This is a genomic window from Endozoicomonas numazuensis, assembly GCF_000722635.1.
Taxonomy (GTDB): domain Bacteria; phylum Pseudomonadota; class Gammaproteobacteria; order Pseudomonadales; family Endozoicomonadaceae; genus Endozoicomonas_A; species Endozoicomonas_A numazuensis.
Window position 1 is genome coordinate 141,283 of sequence record NZ_JOKH01000002.1, and the last position, 16,589, is coordinate 157,871.

At 45.5% G+C, this 16,589-nt stretch carries 13 protein-coding genes and 9 tRNA genes; 3 read left to right on the forward strand and 19 right to left on the reverse strand.

The window, feature by feature from the left end:
* The first annotated feature begins 68 nt into the window (after positions 1-68).
* A complete protein-coding gene (locus tag GZ78_RS08035) occupies positions 69-1,706 on the forward strand; it encodes an HAD family acid phosphatase (RefSeq protein ID WP_081869736.1) in 1,638 nt (545 codons plus the stop codon).
* Here GZ78_RS08035 and GZ78_RS08040 read toward each other — a convergent pair.
* From GZ78_RS08040 to GZ78_RS08085, 10 genes are all read right to left on the reverse strand, one after another.
* Positions 1,678-2,082: a PPC domain-containing DNA-binding protein gene (locus GZ78_RS08040; RefSeq protein ID WP_034834640.1), complete on the reverse strand. Its 405-nt coding sequence runs from the start codon at positions 2,080-2,082 to the stop codon at positions 1,678-1,680. The two genes, GZ78_RS08035 and GZ78_RS08040, sit on opposite strands and share 29 nt — an antisense overlap.
* A 715-nt stretch (positions 2,083-2,797) precedes the next feature.
* A tRNA-Arg gene (locus GZ78_RS08045) sits at positions 2,798-2,874 on the reverse strand.
* 119 nt (positions 2,875-2,993) lie between these two features.
* Positions 2,994-3,086: transfer RNA gene (locus GZ78_RS08050), tRNA-Ser, on the reverse strand.
* A gap of 39 nt (positions 3,087-3,125) precedes the next feature.
* Positions 3,126-3,202: transfer RNA gene (locus GZ78_RS08055), tRNA-Arg, on the reverse strand.
* A 20-nt stretch (positions 3,203-3,222) separates the two neighbouring features.
* A tRNA-Arg gene (locus GZ78_RS08060) sits at positions 3,223-3,299 on the reverse strand.
* A 20-nt stretch (positions 3,300-3,319) separates the two neighbouring features.
* Positions 3,320-3,396, reverse strand: a tRNA-Arg gene (locus GZ78_RS08065).
* Between the two features lie 475 nt (positions 3,397-3,871).
* Positions 3,872-4,750 carry a hypothetical protein gene (locus GZ78_RS27275; RefSeq protein ID WP_051785949.1) on the reverse strand — a complete coding sequence of 293 codons (879 nt, stop codon included), beginning with the start codon at positions 4,748-4,750 and terminating at the stop codon, positions 3,872-3,874.
* Positions 4,751-4,753: 3 nt separating this feature from the next.
* Positions 4,754-5,359 carry a hypothetical protein gene (locus GZ78_RS08075; RefSeq protein ID WP_152558618.1) on the reverse strand — a complete coding sequence of 202 codons (606 nt, stop codon included), beginning with the start codon at positions 5,357-5,359 and terminating at the stop codon, positions 4,754-4,756.
* Between the two features lie 80 nt (positions 5,360-5,439).
* Positions 5,440-5,997 (reverse strand): hypothetical protein, encoded by a 558-nt coding sequence (locus GZ78_RS08080; RefSeq protein ID WP_152558619.1) that lies wholly within the window; start codon positions 5,995-5,997, stop codon positions 5,440-5,442.
* A gap of 540 nt (positions 5,998-6,537) precedes the next feature.
* On the reverse strand, positions 6,538-6,966 hold the full coding sequence (locus GZ78_RS08085; RefSeq protein ID WP_081869737.1) for a TatD family hydrolase: 429 nt from the start codon (positions 6,964-6,966) through the stop codon (positions 6,538-6,540).
* Here GZ78_RS08085 and GZ78_RS08090 point away from each other — a divergent pair.
* Positions 6,934-7,662 carry a phage integrase gene (locus GZ78_RS08090; RefSeq protein WP_456236227.1) on the forward strand — a complete coding sequence of 243 codons (729 nt, stop codon included), beginning with the start codon at positions 6,934-6,936 and terminating at the stop codon, positions 7,660-7,662. The two genes, GZ78_RS08085 and GZ78_RS08090, sit on opposite strands and share 33 nt — an antisense overlap.
* Before the next feature lie 51 nt (positions 7,663-7,713).
* On the opposite strand, the gene GZ78_RS08095 is transcribed toward GZ78_RS08090, so the two are convergent.
* From GZ78_RS08095 to GZ78_RS08110, 4 genes are all read right to left on the reverse strand, one after another.
* Positions 7,714-7,806, reverse strand: a tRNA-Ser gene (locus GZ78_RS08095).
* Positions 7,807-7,845: 39 nt separating this feature from the next.
* A tRNA-Arg gene (locus GZ78_RS08100) sits at positions 7,846-7,922 on the reverse strand.
* A 20-nt stretch (positions 7,923-7,942) separates the two neighbouring features.
* Positions 7,943-8,019, reverse strand: a tRNA-Arg gene (locus GZ78_RS08105).
* 172 nt (positions 8,020-8,191) lie between these two features.
* Entirely contained in the window at positions 8,192-9,634 is a 1,443-nt protein-coding gene (locus GZ78_RS08110) for an autotransporter outer membrane beta-barrel domain-containing protein (protein WP_051785951.1), read from the reverse strand.
* Between the two features lie 382 nt (positions 9,635-10,016).
* On the opposite strand from GZ78_RS08110, the gene GZ78_RS08115 reads away from it, so the two are divergent.
* A complete protein-coding gene (locus GZ78_RS08115; RefSeq protein WP_051785952.1) occupies positions 10,017-10,841 on the forward strand; it encodes an alpha/beta hydrolase family protein in 825 nt (274 codons plus the stop codon).
* Between the two features lie 17 nt (positions 10,842-10,858).
* On the opposite strand, the gene GZ78_RS08120 is transcribed toward GZ78_RS08115, so the two are convergent.
* From GZ78_RS08120 to GZ78_RS08140, 5 genes are all read right to left on the reverse strand, one after another.
* Positions 10,859-10,951 (reverse strand) — tRNA-Ser (locus tag GZ78_RS08120).
* Positions 10,952-11,158: 207 nt separating this feature from the next.
* Positions 11,159-11,362: a carbon storage regulator CsrA gene (csrA, locus tag GZ78_RS08125; protein ID WP_034834645.1), complete on the reverse strand. Its 204-nt coding sequence runs from the start codon at positions 11,360-11,362 to the stop codon at positions 11,159-11,161.
* Between the two features lie 405 nt (positions 11,363-11,767).
* Positions 11,768-13,021: an aspartate kinase gene (locus tag GZ78_RS08130; RefSeq protein ID WP_034834647.1), complete on the reverse strand. Its 1,254-nt coding sequence runs from the start codon at positions 13,019-13,021 to the stop codon at positions 11,768-11,770.
* Positions 13,022-13,158: 137 nt separating this feature from the next.
* Positions 13,159-15,780: an alanine--tRNA ligase gene (alaS, locus tag GZ78_RS08135; protein ID WP_034836131.1), complete on the reverse strand. Its 2,622-nt coding sequence runs from the start codon at positions 15,778-15,780 to the stop codon at positions 13,159-13,161.
* A 390-nt stretch (positions 15,781-16,170) separates the two neighbouring features.
* The gene (locus tag GZ78_RS08140; protein ID WP_034834649.1) at positions 16,171-16,533 is read right to left on the reverse strand and encodes a DTW domain-containing protein; all 363 of its coding nucleotides are present in this window, start codon (positions 16,531-16,533) and stop codon (positions 16,171-16,173) included.
* Positions 16,534-16,589 lie beyond the last annotated feature (56 nt).

Sequence of the window (16,589 nt, forward strand, 5' to 3'; positions counted from 1 at the left end):
CCGCCTTGAAGCCTCAACTAGGTTTTATCGTCGAAACTTAACAACAAATCGATCATCCCGAGGAATTCATGGCCAGAATTCATACATCAATACTGCTGACATTTGCGGTATTTACGTCGTTTTCTATGATTTGCTCTGCCGAGTACTCACAAAAAGATCTCAACGAAGAAAGAGTGGTTGCCTCCAATTGGCAACAACACTCCCCTGAATATGAAGCACTGGTACTCCAGTCATTCAACATGGCCAGAGACAACCTTCATGACGCACTCAATAAAGTACCCGAAGGTAAAAAAGCCGCCATTGTGACTGACATTGATGACACACTGATCAATGGAGCTATTTATTTCTCAAGCCTGGTTGGAACAGACAGCGCCAGAACAACCGACACATCTATCACATGGTGGAAGAATAAAGCACTGGAACCACTCCCCGGCGCAGTCGACTTTTTGAATGAAATCGACAACAAAGGCATAGAAATCTTCTATATCAGCGGCCGCTTTAACGAGGTCAAGGAAGACACTATGGAAAACCTCAAGCGATTAGGGTTTCCAATAAAAGGCCCCGAACATCTACTCTTTCAGAAAGAAGACAATGAAACACTGACTAAAGAAGGACAACGACAGAAAATCCAGGATCAGGGCTACCATATTCTTATGCTGCTAGGTGATCAGCTTGATGACCTGGGAGACGTCGAAGGACGCCACTTCAGCCAGAGACAAAAATGGGTTCAGCAAAACCGCACCCGATTTGGAACAGACTGGATCAGCTTCCCCAACCTCATTTACGGAAGCTGGGAAAGCGCGATTACCCAGAACTTCAACAAACTCTCCCCACAAGAAAAGCACGACGCCAACATTGACGCCCTGAAACACTCTCATTATGACCAGATACAGGACCCTTTGTTTGCTCAGCACAGCACCTCAGCCATGCTATGGATGAACACTTCTGCCGACTATCACGCTTTAACACAACAAGCCTATAATCATTCCATCCAAATTCTGGATAAACTGAACCAGAACTCAATGGAAAACCCGGTTATCGTCATCGATATCAACGGCACCATTGTCAACTACACCCCCAAAAGACCCGATTTAACCCATCCAGCCCCAGGCTCAGAAGACAATGAACACAGCTGGCACATTGACCGCCAAAAAGCCTCCCAACCAATCCCTGGCGCCCCTGAATTTTTAGCTGCCGCCAAACAGAAAGGTTTCGATATTTTCTATGTGTCAGAAAGACCCCTCTCCTCGGGCCTACAGGGAGAAAAGCGGGATATAGAAGAAATGACCGTTAAAAAGCTAAGGGCGCTGGGCTATCCCGACGCTGACGAGACACACATTGTATTGAAGGGAGAATACTGCTCGACAGTTGAGAAAAACAATTGCACCAAAGCATTTCAGAGAAGAGCTATAACGACAGGTCAGGTTGACAAGAAAAAGCACCAGATAGCCTTGTTTATTGGCGACATGCTCTCTGATTTCGATCTGGAAGAAAACGGCTTTGATCCAAACCTGAAGGTTTCAGTGACTGCCAACAAAGACCTGTTTGGGAGACAATACATTATGATTCCCAACCCTATGAACACACGACGCCTTATTGCCATATACAGTGAGTATGCAGGCAGACACATTCGCGACCTTAGCAGCCAGGAACGAGCTACCGTCCGCCGCAACGTTCTTAGGAACTGGCCTGAGAAACCTTTTTAACCACCAACTCCAGATAACCTGTTTCACCGTCAACTTCACGAGTGAAACAGGCATCTTCCAGAATCCCTACCACTACCTCAGCCGTTGTCTCAACAATAGAGCCCGGCTTTAAGTGACCACCTTTGACCTGCCCCGCCCTATCAGCTACGCAGATATGCAAATGCAATCCAGAAGGACAACAGGTACCCGTCAACGATAAAATTTCAAAAGGCCCGCTCAACACCACCTCATGTTCAGCACCTACAAACCGAACTGCCAACATTTTTAAACTGCCCACACATGTCAATAAACAAGCAGCCGGCCAATCCTTTGCACACTTCAAAAGCTCCAGATACAGATCGTCCCCCGGACGAAAACGCTGACTACAGGTCTCCATAGGACTCACCTCTCGATATAAATATCACGAGCTTAACAAACAGATTAAAGAGTAAACAGAAGACAGACAAAGGAAGGAAGGAAGGAAGGAAGGAAGGAAGGAAGGAAGGAAGGAAGGAAGGAAGGAAACTAAACATCACAAAAAGAAAGAAAAAGCAGCCCGAACCAGCCGGGCCACTTTCTACCGACCAGATACCTGGTCGCGGCATAGCGCCGTAAAACCCGGAACATATTTTAGACAAAAAACTCTGAACCCCCAATTGCAAGTTGCCCTTATAGTCATGCCAACCGCCCTGACACAACCCTCCAGAAACTACACTCCTCACTCATTATTATTCGAATTATTCTCGATCTGCTAAAGACTCTACAAACAAATGTTAAGTTTGAAAACACATGCCTAGCTGAGTCAAACATCAGATACAAATTCAAATCACTGCCTCAGCAATAATGAATAGCAACCAAATGGAGGGAATCAAGAATCCAGCGGGACTAATTAGCCATTCAGATTAGAGGAGAGACCAGCTCACTTAAACACGACACACGGCCAGATCTAATCCTATTTAAATGTGCCAACAAAACACACTCAATCAAAAAAAGCATCTAGCTCAAAACAACAATCGTGACCAGCCCTGAGCAAAACAGAGCGACGATGCAACAACAGCATTTAAACAACACACACAAAAAAGCCGAATCATATGATCCGGCTTTTTTGTTTATGGCGCGCTCGGGAGGATTCGAACCTCCGACCGCCTGGTTCGTAGCCAGGTACTCTATCCAGCTGAGCTACGAGCGCGTAACAGTTAGGCATCTGTGATGTCTGCCTGGCATGAATTCACTGAACCTGTCATAGACCTACAAGTAAACCCAACACCTTTCCATTTCATTATCGCTTGAAAGCGTTAAGAAATTAAATGGCGGTGAGGGAGGGATTCGAACCCTCGATACGGCTACAAACCGTATACTCCCTTAGCAGGGGAGCGCCTTCAGCCTCTCGGCCACCTCACCGTATCAATTATGCTAACGACATTCGTCGTTGTTTTCAAATGGCGCGTCCGGGAGGATTCGAACCTCCGACCGCCTGGTTCGTAGCCAGGTACTCTATCCAGCTGAGCTACGGACGCTCATATTTGAAAACTTGAAATGGCGCGCTCGGGAGGATTCGAACCTCCGACCGCCTGGTTCGTAGCCAGGTACTCTATCCAGCTGAGCTACGGACGCTCATATTTGAAAACGTAAAATGGCGCGCTCGGGAGGATTCGAACCTCCGACCGCCTGGTTCGTAGCCAGGTACTCTATCCAGCTGAGCTACGAGCGCGTAATTCTAAGTTGTCTCTAATCTAAATATCGGTCGGGATTGCTTCGGACTGTCCTGTCCTCCGCCTTACGGGTCATCACCAAAGTGATGACCAAAAATGCTCCAGACATTTTTGTCGAACCCAAAGGGTTCCTTCCCGACCTTACTACCATTTGATTAAGTCTCTCAAAGAGAGGCTTAATCAAATGGCGGTGAGGGAGGGATTCGAATCCTTCCCTACATCCATTATCGCTAAGTAATTCAATCACTTAGCGATGAGCACTCTACCCTAAATCGTCCATATTGATCAATAAATTTCGTTATTGGGCAATTTTATGGACACATTTTGGACACCTTTCACGGACTGAAATCCGTTGAACTGTTTGGTATCCGGTAGCTGCTCTCAAACAGTGGGGCGCATACTATATGAGCTACTCAGGAAAGTGAAGGGGTGACTGTACTTATACCGCCCCTTCACCACATCAACATTTGCCAATTAGGGCTGCCAGACCGGTGGTGGACTCGCCTTTACATGCTCTCTTGTATCCGTTTCAGGATTGTATACAAACTCTTCATAAACCCAGTTTTCCGGTTCTCTGGATTCGCTGTATTTAGCATCAGGCCATTTCTTCTCGGCAGCTTCTTTCTGTGCTTGAGCTTCTGGAGACAATGTTAATGCGACTGTAGACATGATGGTTTCAATCATCTCTTCAAGGACACAACGCGAGTCTTCCACTGGCGTCCATTGACTGTTTGGGAAAATGACTTTCAAGTAGTGACAGTCTGAAATGGGTGTAATCCATGAACTACTAAAGTGCGCATCTTCTTCAGGAGATAGACCCGGCTGGGGCCTCATACTTTGATAAGAAGCCCATTGAACACCATTGATATTCACAACCTTCCATTTTTGTGGTCGTATTTTTTTCGGGCGCGGACCGATAATTGATTTCAACTCCTCTAGAGTTCTTGGGCCTCCAGGCCCCGAAAAGTAATGAGATCTAGTGTCTGCTTGCTCTAAATGGGACGGACAAAAACAGCTCATGCCTTCTGGTAAATCTGGTACGAAAACAACCATAGCCGCACCAGTACTGCGACCCAAATATGAGTCTCGACCTAACCCCGCCCAGTAGGCCCAATGTCGCTCCATGAAAGCATAGTATCCTTGGGACTCTCTCAGGCGATGGTCAATATTATACTGTGAGAGATCATTAATATTTACTTCAAAGTCAGTTATTGAGTCACCAAACATATCAGTGTTCGAATACGGTAGTGTAATCTCAAAAATCGTTCCCGAAAGATCAAATTTCCAGCGTGTCAGCTTTTTCATATCAGGGCCAAGCGGCTTAGCCCTGGATGCAAACAGTCTCTTTAACATTATTTATGCTACCGCTCTGGCTCGTCGTACATCTCTAGCAAACTGCTCGTTGTTGTCATACCACACACCTCGACCACTTCCATTCGCAAGAGCCAATAGTGTTTTAATTGCGTCCATCATGCCAGGTCCCTTTTTCAACGTAGCAAAAGCAAAAGCAACAGCAGCAGCACCTATACCTGACGCTTCACTTCCGAGCTGACCATATATTTTTGCCATCCCATAACCACCAATAGCTGTTGCGGCAACTGGAGTATTCAATACTCTCTTGCTAACGTTTCTAGCATGTGCTCCAACAACACTTTCATTGTTAGCTCTGGCATCCTGTGCTGCCTTCTCACCAGCCATTACAATTTCAGCAATTAGATTGTTATTCCGTACTCCTCCAGCGATAAGATCCAGTGGTGCAGAGTTATACCATTTACTGTCTTTAGAAAGGCCCAGTTCATCAATCAGCTTTTCCAGCTCTCGAATACTGGCTGTATGATTAGAAAAAAACAGTTTCTGCTTACCTAGCTGGCTCTTGATCGAATCACTTAATGGTGTTCGTTTCAGGTCTTTTAGAGCACCCTGCATCACTTCTGAACCCTCTCCCTGGACAAGCCAGTTCACCGAAGCCCCTCTCTTAGCTGCCAACTCAATCAGTGATGAAACTTCACGACTTCGCCTGTCTGACTTGTGATCACCTTTCTTCAAGTAATATAAGGAATAATATTTCCCTCGTGTTTCCAGTTCAGATTTACGAACAGTGAAAGCCTTCTGAATATGCATAGACAAGGATTTTGCAGCATCCTTCGGTCTGTTGAACTGGCTACCACTAATGGCTGCACAATGCATACCGCCAGTTGCATACCTGTGTTAATACTTGCTGTTTTAGTGGTGCTCCAATCCTTTTCATCTGAATCATATCTTGCTTCGTGTAAGCCTGATATAGGTTCCCTTTTTAAGTTCTGAAAAGAATTCCCATGCTCAAGCTTTTCAATATAGACATCACCGCTATAAAGATAATATTTGATGCAACCACCATCTAATGTCAGCTGTCGCTTATTGGACTGATTGGAGTCAATGGCACGACTGTGCGAAGGGAATGGATCAGCAGATAAATTCAATAATTCACATACCAACGCCGTTAAGTGGTAATCACCTGCGTGATTGGTCTCAAGAAAATCATAGATCGATTTTTGATCAACCGTAACAAATATCCGCTTACCTTGGTCAACGCCACCTTTGACCGAAAAACGATCAAACACCTTAACCCATCCCTGTATACTGTTTGAGCTTCTCATTTTTCTTTTTCTTTCTGCTGGTTCAATTATTCCCTTATCGCTGCCTATACAGACGTAGCAGCGACCCAGACACAATATGGCAAGCCTGATCACACAGCTGCCACTGCAGATGAGGACTCAAAAGACACCCTTATCAACAAATTTTTATAAGCGAATAGTGTCAGATATCAGGCAGGAAGGGAATAACCCGAGCAGGTGATTAATTGTTTTGAATGTACTGAGATATGCAGTGCGATAGCATTAACACTTCATCGTGTGAAAGCACCTTTTTTCTACCCCTGATCAGGGCTTTATCTGATCAGGATTTAGAAACTATATAGCTGCGTATTCTGGTTTAAATGAACACGTTTTCTGGAAAGTCATTCTGATCAACCCTTAATTACCAAAGATTTAGGAGACTGACCGAATGACGCACTTTAACCAGAAGATCAGAAAATACAGTTAAATTAATAGTCTGATATTCTGAGCCATGCAAATACGTCCATTACCGTGCACTATTCCTCTTTATAAGACTAAATTTTTAAAAGTCATTGCAAGCCTGCCTTGTACTTGTTCAATAGTCTCCCCCCATAGCTCAGAGAGAAACCTAATTACTAGAACTACATCTGATGGCAAAGCTGGCCTTCCATTTGTTTTAGCAAATGGTCCATCGGCCTCTAACAAGACCCTATTTTGTGGCAACCATGATACTACTTTTTTTGCTCTCACCGAATTAATCATAGCTGGACCAATTGAGAAGTAACACCCAAGCTCCACTGCTCTGTCAACCTGCTTTTTTGTTGCTAACAGCCAATGTAAAATAGGAATTCCAGACTCTGGATACATACTCAGCAACTCTAGGCAGACAACGAACGCACCAAGCGAAATCTGATACGCTTCTGTGAAACCATCGACAACCTGATAGCCAAAACCATGACCGCTCACCACTGGCATCACTATAAGAAGCTGAAAAGGGATGAAGGAATGGGCGACAAGACCCTGAACAACATTCTGGGCTATGTGAACGCCGTTTTTAACTTCCTGAGCCGGAATCACATCATCGGCTATAGCAACCCGCTACAGTCCTGCGAGAAGGTCAGAATCCACGAGAAAGAGCTTATCTACCTGACCCAGGAGGAAGTCGGCGTACTGTTTGAAGATATCCGGCAGAAGTGTATCAATAAACACGTATACATGATTACCAAGATTTGTCTGGCCACAGGTGCCAGGTGGGGAGAGATCGAGAGCCGGAAGGATCACCATTTCAAAGACAACCAGGTCTACCTGACCTACACCAAGTCCAAGAAAAACCGAGTCATTCCGTTAGACCCTGATCTGTTCCAGGAGGTGAAACAGCATATCCAGAACAAAGGCGAGTTCACCAACAGCCAGGAAGCGTTCAGAAGAGCTTTATTGAGATGTGGAGTTCGAACCATTCGAGGACAGGCCAGCCATGTTCTCAGACATACCTTTGCCAGTCACTTCATGATGAACGGAGGGAACATCCGGGTACTGCAAACCATCCTCGGTCACTCGGATATCAAGATGACTGTGAAGTATGCCAAGTTCAGCAAAGATCATCTGACAGATGCCGTAAGACTGAACCCATTAAACAAAATGGACACTTCGTGGACACATCAGGAAAACTGAGAATTGAAGAAAAATAATACGTTGCAGAATCAGCAACTTAGAGAAAGGAAATGGCGGTGAGGGAGGGATTCGAACCCTCGATACGGCTACAAACCGTATACTCCCTTAGCAGGGGAGCGCCTTCAGCCTCTCGGCCACCTCACCGTATCAATTATGCTAACGACATTCGTCGTTGTTTTCAAATGGCGCGTCCGGGAGGATTCGAACCTCCGACCGCCTGGTTCGTAGCCAGGTACTCTATCCAGCTGAGCTACGGACGCTCATATTTGAAAACTTGAAATGGCGCGCTCGGGAGGATTCGAACCTCCGACCGCCTGGTTCGTAGCCAGGTACTCTATCCAGCTGAGCTACGAGCGCGCTGCATCAACGGGAGCGAACTATAGAGATTTACCCCCTTGGAGTCAACGGCATTGTGGCAATTTTCAACACTGAACAACAAAGCACCAAAACAAAAAAGCCCCGCAGAAGCGGGGCAAAAAGTTCAGGTCTTGTTACAGACGCTGGTGGTTAAACGTTAGTCTGCGACTAATCAGAAATCATAACGAACAGTGGCATTAAAGCCGTCTGCTTTGTAGTCACCCATCCAGTTATGATCATAGTGCAGACCCAAGCTCAGATTGTTCTCCATTTTATAGCTCACACCCAAACCGGCCAGGAAGCGATTTTGTTTGCGATCCTTACCAGTAAGAGTAAATGGAGTTCCAACACCATTCAGGAATGATACTGTCACCTCTGGCTTGTCATCCTTAAAGTCGTGATATCCCATGAGGACAAACTCAGGCTGAAGCGCACCACGACCAACTTCAAAATCACCCAGCAGCTTGAGGCCTGCGCCCAGCTCCATGACTTCGAACTCCTTCATCTTACGCTTCTGAGCCAAACCCTCACCGCCACTGACTTTCTTTTCAGCTAAATCATCAAAATCAACACTGGCATAGTTGAAAGCGACCTGAGGCTGAAGAATCCACTGATTCATCTGGTAATTATAACCAGCCACGAAGCTGGCACCCCAGATAGTACTGTCCGCCTCACCCTTGTAACTGATAGTCTTGTCGGCTACTGAGGAACGCTTGTACTCATTAGTACCGCGACCATAACTGAACATAGCATCCAGGAAGTAGTTATCCTGCATCCAGCCAGTATAGAGAGTACCCATATAAGTATCAGTCGTTGTTTCGCGCTTCACATCATTGGTTTCAACTTTTGTATCACCGAATGTGAAGGCAAAACCAACAGTCATCTGATCGTTCAGCATGCTGTCGACACCAAGTGTCACGCCATTAACCTTGGCCTCATAGCCCTTGACATCACCCTTGTTATCCATCTTGCCATCGCTAAAGATATATTCAGCCCAGAAACCCTGAGACTCAAACATATCGCCCGCACTGATACCGGTACGACCACTGCTCAGGCGACGACCAATAGATTCGTTTACCTTGTTCTGCAAAGTCACAGCCGCTCTGCCCACTCCGTTATGGAGGTCTGGCATTACACCTTCTACCTTTGTTAAAACTGATTTCGCACGCTTTTCTAAAGGCTTTTCTTCTTTTTTCTGATCATCATCTGATGAGTCTTTTGATAACGCCTCATCAGTACCATCTGACACTTGAGCATCACCTGCTACTGGCGGAATTATTTCCGGGTAGGTAAGGCGAATAAAGTCCTGTGCAGCCAGTTGACCAAGAATACTGATATTTATTTTCTTCTTATCTTTATCACCTTCCTTTGTCTCATATTTACTTGAATACTGATCAAGAACAGCCAATGTAAATTCTGCACTCTCCTTGAGCGAGTCTCCACCTGGCACGGCTTTTGCCGCTTCTATGAGTTTGTCGAAATTAAGCTGCTCACTCGTTAGAAAGGAATCTCTATCCAGCTCAAACTGAGCCTGTGAATAGGAACCATAACCACCAAGAGCCGTTACAACGGCTACGGAAAGCAGTGTCTTTTTAAACCCCTGAACTTGTCTCATTACTCCAACTCCAACCTCTAGTCTGGATGTTTCGCTCGTTGAATTTTCTCATTTATGAGCTTTTTCAAATCAATGGACATCTCAGGCATAGGAGCCTGAAGGCTGGGTATCGTACAGAGGAGGATAAGCAATATTAAATACTGTTTAAGAATTAAAAATAGAATTGATTTTTCTATAGATTCTATAAAATTTAAAAATTGACCTATTAAAAACCTTCAACTAGTTTTGACCGATTGTTGATTTTTATATTTCATAAATATAAGCGTATTTATTTAACAACCTCATTCAAATCATTAAAATACTGTTACAAGAATGTCGCACTAAAAAACATTCAACTTCCGGTAATTCAAAGGTACACTAGTGCAAAAAACGTAACTTACTCATGAAACACATTATCTCGATTATTTTTTTTAGCTTTTTTATCACCGCTTGCCACACACCTGCCCCATTCAATACAGCGACTACTGAAGCATTAGTAACCTCTAAACAACTGAAAGAGATTGAAATCCACACATCAAAGTACACTCTAAAAGCCTGGACACCCAAACAACCCACCACCCAAAAATTAAGAATCTATATAGAAGGAGATGGCAAAGCCTGGCTAAAAAGAGGCATTCCCTCCACAAACCCAACACCGGTCAATAGACTGGTTCACAGCCTTATGCTGGAAGACCCTCACACAGATATTGCCTATTTAGGTAGACCCTGCCAATACATCCTGACTCAAGCATGCAATCAATCAGTCTGGACATTTGATCGCTACGACTCGAACTCCCTTGCAAGCATTAATGAGGCCATTGATCATCTAAAGGAAGCAGGTAACTATAAAGAAGTAGAGATCATAGGCTACTCAGGAGGTGCAACCCTTGCTTTACTTTCAGCCGCACACAGAAACGACGTAAAGTCCATTTGGACACTGGCAGGAAATCTTGACCCACGTTTTACCAACGAGTTTCATCAAGTAACTCCCATGCCTTCAGCAATGAACCCAATAGATTTCCAGAAACAACTCCAACAAATCCCTCAACTGCATTTTTATGGCAGCAAAGACCCCATCATCCCCTACCAGATTTCAAAGCACTACACGCAGAAATCAATCGATAAGAAATGTATCTCAGTAATTAGAGTTGAAGATGCAACACATAGCAAAGGATGGAAAGAAAGCTGGAATAGATTGATAAAAATCATTCCATCATGCAGAAAATAAGACTTAATATCGAGGTCTGGCGGTGAGGGAGGGATTCGAACCCTCGATACGGCTACAAACCGTATACTCCCTTAGCAGGGGAGCGCCTTCAGCCTCTCGGCCACCTCACCGCAGATGTTGCTAATATTACTGTTCATTCTTTGGAATGCAAGCTTTTTCTGCTTATCATTAACGACTAAAGACGCTTATTAATTACAAACACTCAACAATCTAAAAACGCTATTTAAGCTGAGTTACCATCAAAAATCCCAGACAAAAAAATACCCGAACATTTAGTCGGGTATTTTTTAACTAGGTTCAGCTTTTAAGCCCGTAGCTCAGTATGACTCAGAAACGGATGGAACTCCTCCGTGCTCTTTTTCTTTTTGAATTCTCTGATAGATCTCTTCACGATGAACGGCAACTTCTTTTGGCGCATTGACTCCAATACGCACCTGGTTACCTTTTACGCCCAGCACAGTGACAGTGACCTCGTCCCCGACCATCAGGGTCTCTCCTACGCGGCGAGTCAGAATCAGCATTACAATCTCCTTATTTACATCTCTGTAAGTCTACGACCGTCAATCCTGAGCACGGCGATACTTTGGTTGATTGACCTTAGCCCCACATACGGGAATGCTTAAGTTCTCAGCAAAGCAGCTGCTGCCAGATCACCGTTTCATGCTTTAGAATTTCTCAGCAAACAGAGTCTAGCTACCGAACCCAACATTTCCATGCGTATTTTTACTAGCAGAGAAATGTAGTCATCAATAAAATCACATTGTGTAAGTTTTAAACAGGCAAAGACCATTCTAGTTGAAGAATCTACACCTGATGGGAATGACGGCATTATTGCCCAATATTCCAAGCTGGCTATTTATAAAGTCAATCTTGGCACATTCGGGCGGAGCACGTCGAGACGCGCCACCCCCCCTAATTAAGACGTTCTAAACAGCTTTGACATCGCTGCTCTCAACAGGTTCCCTATCCAGCTCAAATACTGAATGAAGCGCTCTTACAGCCAGCTCCAGGTATTTTTCAGCAATAATAACGGAAACCTTGATTTCAGAGGTCGATATAATCTGGATATTGATACCTTCGGCAGCCAGAGCCTCAAACATCCTGGTGGCAACACCCGCATGAGATCTCATGCCTACGCCAACTATAGAAACCTTTGCAATTTTGCCATCACCGTCATACTCGCGCGCGCCCAGTTCTTCACACACACTGGCACAGACTTCCAGAGTCCTCTGGTAGTCGTTACGATGAACAGTAAAAGTGAAGTCAGTAGTACGATCATCAGCAACATTCTGAACAATCATATCCACTTCAATATTGGCCTTGCTCACAGGCCCAAGTATACGTGATGCAACTCCAGGGATGTCAGGCACACCTTTGATAGTAACTTTTGCTTCATCCCTATTAAAGGCAATGCCAGATACTACCGGTGATTCCATAGCTACATCCTCGTCGTCGATCGTGATTAGAGTGCCGGGGCCTTCCTGCATAGAATGCAGCACCCTCAGTTTGACATTATATTTTCCAGCAAATTCAACCGCTCGGATCTGCAATACTTTTGAGCCCAGGCTGGCCATTTCCAGCATTTCCTCAAAAGTAATTTTATCCAGACGCCTGGCCCCTTCTACTACCCTGGGGTCAGTTGTATATACACCATCAACATCTGTATAGATCTGACACTCATCTGCTTCAAGAGCAGCTGCAAGAGCTACCGCCGTGGTGTCAGAGCCACCTCTACCCAACGTTGTGATATTGCCTTCGGCATCGCGTCCCTGGAAACCAGCCACGACAACAACGCGCCCCTGGTCCAGATCCGCCCGCATTCTTTCTGTATCTATTTGCTGGATGCGAGCTTTTGTATGAGCCTGATCAGTGATAATAGATACCTGCCCCCCCGTATACGAGCGGGTTGGGCAATCACGTTCATTCAGAGCCATTGCCAGAAGGGCGATAGTGACCTGCTCTCCGGTGGAAAGCAAAACATCCATCTCCCTGGGTGTGGGTTGTTTTTGAATATTGGTTGCAAGTTCAGTTAGCCGGTTGGTCTCGCCACTCATTGCTGAGACGACGACAACGACATCATGCCCCTGATCCCTGAACCTTTTCACCTTGTCAGCAACTCCCTGGATACGATCCAGGTCCCCAACCGAGGTGCCGCCAAATTTTTGTACTAACAGCGCCATTTTTATATCGTTCTACATCAATCAGCCGATCTCGGAATGTAACACGAATAGCTTCGTGAAAAAAAGCACGCCCCAATAAAAACGAGCCAGAAGCCTCGTTTTTATTGGGTTAAGTTATTTGTTTTAACAAAATCACACTAGAGACGTTCTTGCAACCAGGGAGTAATAGACTGGATAGCCCCTTCGATTTTTGCTGCATCAGCACCTCCACCTTGAGCAAAATCAGGGCGACCACCTCCCCGACCACCTACTTGCTCTGCAACCATTTTCAGCAAATCACCCGCCTTTACCTTGCCGGTAAGATCTTTAGTTACACCAGCTACCAGAGGAAACTTTGCGTGCCCTGGCATCGCCAGGAACACAACACCTGTCTGAATCTTTCCTTTCAACTGATCCACCATGTCACGCAATGACTTGGGGTCCACGCCCTCAAGCACTGTAGCCAGCACTTTAATACCGTTAACTTCCACCACTTTTGAAAGCAGATCTGCACTGCCGGCAGAAGCCAGTTTCTGTTGCAGTTTCTGAAGTTCTCTCTCAAGTTCTTTATTACGATCCAGAAGGGAGACCACTTTACTCTGAACATTTTCCTGAGAACCTTTAACCAGGCTGGCCACGCACTTCAGAGTATCTTCCAGTTTTTCCTGGTACCCAACAGACGCCAGACCTGTTACCGCCTCTATTCTTCTTACGCCCGCAGCAATCCCTGACTCAGAAATAATTCTAAAAGAACCAATATCACCCGTGCGATTGACGTGTGTACCGCCACACAGCTCAACCGAAAAGCCTTCAGAACCCATGGTTAGCACACGAACTTCTTCACCGTACTTTTCACCAAACAGAGCCATCGCTCCTTTAGCCTGTGCTGCTTCCATATCAAGCAACTCTGTACTCACAGCACTGTTATCACGAATTTCCTGATTTACCAATCGCTCTATTGTTCGCAATTCTTCAGGCTTAACGGCTTCAAAATGAGAAAAGTCAAAGCGCAGTTTATCTGGATCAACCAGAGAGCCTTTCTGAGTAACGTGCTCACCCAACACATTGCGCAATGCAGCGTGCAGGAGATGCGTAGCAGAATGATTGAGTTCAGTTGCCTTACGAGCCTCAATATCTACATAAGCACTGACACTGTCACCCAATCTCAGATTACCTTGAGCCAGCTCAGCAATATGAAGGTGGTTATCACCCTGCTTCTGGGTATCAAGTACTTTTGCCTGACCACCTTCGAACTGGAGCAGCCCCGTATCTCCAACCTGACCACCTGACTCAGCGTAGAAAGGAGTTGATTGAAGAACTATCGTTGCCTGCTGACCTTCAGCGACAGTATCTACCGCTTGACCTTCAACGAACAGTGCCGTCACTTCAGCACCATCCTGCAGTTTTTCGTAACCGGTGAAGTCAGTAGCACCTTCAACAACAAGCTGCTCACTATAATCAACACCAAACTTACTGGCTGCGCGCGCTCTTTCCCTCTGTGCTTCAAGCAGCTTTTCAAAGCCTTCTTCATCAACCGTCAGCTCTCGTTCTCTGGCAATGTCACTGGTCAAATCAACAGGAAAACCGTATGTATCATAGAGCGTGAACACTACTTCGCCAGGAATAACGCTGCCAGAAAGACCTTGCAGTTTGTCTTCCAAAAGCTTCATGCCCTTGTCGAGCGTTTTCGTAAACTGCTCTTCTTCCTGAAGCAGAATTCGTTCTATCTGAGCCTGATGCTTGGCCAGGTCAGGATAAGCGTCTCCCATCTCACGTACCAGCGAAGCAACTAGCTTATAGAAGAACGTCTGACTGGATCCCAACTTATGACCATGACGGCAGGCACGACGAATAATCCTGCGCAGGGTATAGCCACGACCTTCATTGGACGGCATGATTCCGTCAGAAATAAGGAATGAGCTGGAACGGATGTGATCAGCAATCACTCGTAAAGAGGCTTCGTCGATAGAAACACCACCCAGGATTTTGGCAGCGTCTTTCAACAGGTTCTGAAAAATATCGATATCGTAGTTACTGTGACCACCCTGTAGGATGGCAGCAATGCGCTCAAGGCCCATGCCGGTATCAACAGAAGGCTTGGGCAGTGGCTCCATAGTACCGCCAGCCTGACGGTTGTACTGCATGAAAACGATGTTCCAGATTTCAATGAAACGATCACCGTCTTCTTCCGGGGTACCAGGGCGATCACCCCGGATGTGGTCACCATGGTCATAGAAAATTTCTGTACATGGACCACAAGGGCCTGTGTCGCCCATCTGCCAGAAATTATCAGACGCATAAGGTGCGCCTTTGTTATCACCAATGCGGATAATGTTCTCAGCCGGGACACCGACCTCATTCAGCCAGATGTTGTAGGCTTCATCGTCAGTTTCATAAACTGTAACGCACAGGCGCTCGGTAGGAAGCTGGAGCTTCTCCGTCAGGAAGGTCCAGGCGAAACGGATCGCATCCGGTTTGAAGTAATCGCCAAAGCTGAAGTTACCCAGCATTTCAAAGAAAGTGTGGTGACGGGCGGTATAACCAACGTTTTCCAGATCGTTGTGCTTGCCTCCGGCCCGAACACACTTCTGGGACGTAGTAGCCCGGTTGTACGCTCGCTGCTCCCGACCAAGGAAAGTGTCCTTGAACTGGTTCATGCCTGCATTGGTAAACAGCAGGGTCGGGTCATCGTGAGGCACCAGGGAGCTGCTGGACACAATTTCATGTCCATTTTCCCTGAAAAATTCAAGAAAAGCAGAGCGGATCTCAGAGCTTTTCATATAATTCACACGAGTCATACAGGTCTTCCAACAGGGGAGATTTAAACGGCAATCTATGCAAAAACCGACATTATATAGAAGGGAAAGAAAAACAGCCATGTACGTTAATTTCAGCCTTTAAATTGCTTTGAGCGGTAGTTACTGCAGAATTTTGATATGGATTCTCTGAGAGTTACAGACTACTCAGACAATCCTTCTAATTTAAGTATTTCTGCGACCACCTCGACCGTACATAAGCCTCTTCCTGTCTGATTATACCCATCGCCTTTCAAGATGCTACGTTGTTGCCAGCGTTCGCTCACCCTGATCACCAACTACTTGTAGGCTCACAGGGCTTCGCTCACTTGTCGCCTGGTAGCATCTTGAAATCCAATGGGTATACACCTCAGATCATACACAGATTTTTGCGAAGAATGGATCTGACACAAAGACAGAGAATGCAGATAAGTGCTTTGTCGATACATTTTTTAAACCTGTTGTCAGGTTCAACCCAGTAGAATATAGAGTGTTTTTTTCTACCAAGAGGATGTTTTGGCTCTGAGTTTTTCTGACATATGGCAAAAGATTCGGGAAAAGCCAAATAAGGCTCAAACTGATCAGATTCAGCACTTTCAACAAATTGTCAGGATGTTCTACCCTACTCCATCCCAGAATAATAGAATCGGGTATTTCTTGTTTTACCAACTGCCCAGTATTAATTGGCTTTGATAACTCTTGTGCATGTGTCAGCAAGTAAAAAAACTGCATGGCCATTTGCTCTTGATGTCATAATATTCAGTATGAATATAAAGAAAAGGGACTAACCTGAA